The organism is Nonomuraea aridisoli, from assembly GCF_003236395.1.
Classification (GTDB): Bacteria; Actinomycetota; Actinomycetes; order Streptosporangiales; family Streptosporangiaceae; genus Nonomuraea; species Nonomuraea aridisoli.
The window spans coordinates 1-431 of sequence record NZ_POUD01000681.1 but is presented as its reverse complement, the minus strand read 5'-3'; the positions used below and the strand labels follow the sequence as shown (position 1 = coordinate 431).

The following is a 431-nucleotide window of genomic DNA, read 5'->3' as shown; positions in this document are numbered from 1 at the left end:
GGTGTGGTGTGGGCGGGTGGAGGGTTATCCACAGGGTGGGTTGAGCGGGGCTGTGGGTGTGCTGGAATCGTCCGGTGACTTCGGAGACGCGGCACCCCTGGGCGCGTGGCCGGCTCGTCGGGGCGGCCATGGTGGCGATCGGCGCGTCGATGCTGCTGACGATCGTCATCGGGCTGCTGGGGCCGTCGGCGATGGTGCCCGCGCTGGGTGGGCCCGGCTGGCAGCCTCCGTACTCGCTGGATGCCGGTCCCGATCCGTACCTGGTGGTCGGGTTGGCGGGTGCGGCGATCGTCCTCGGTGGGGTCGGCCTGTTGGGGGCGTTGGCCGGAGTTCGTGATCCGTCCGACCGGTCCGGCGGCTTGCCTGGTCCGGCGGTGGGGGCCGGGATCTGTCTATTATACACATCTGACGCTGCCGACGATCTTACGCGT

Annotated in this window: 1 pseudogene; it reads left to right on the top strand. The window is 70.1% G+C overall.

The features are described 5' to 3' along the window. Window positions 1-74 precede the first annotated feature (74 nt). A pseudogene (locus C1J01_RS54365) lies at window positions 75-431 on the top strand (polyprenol phosphomannose-dependent alpha 1,6 mannosyltransferase MptB); the annotation flags it as partial.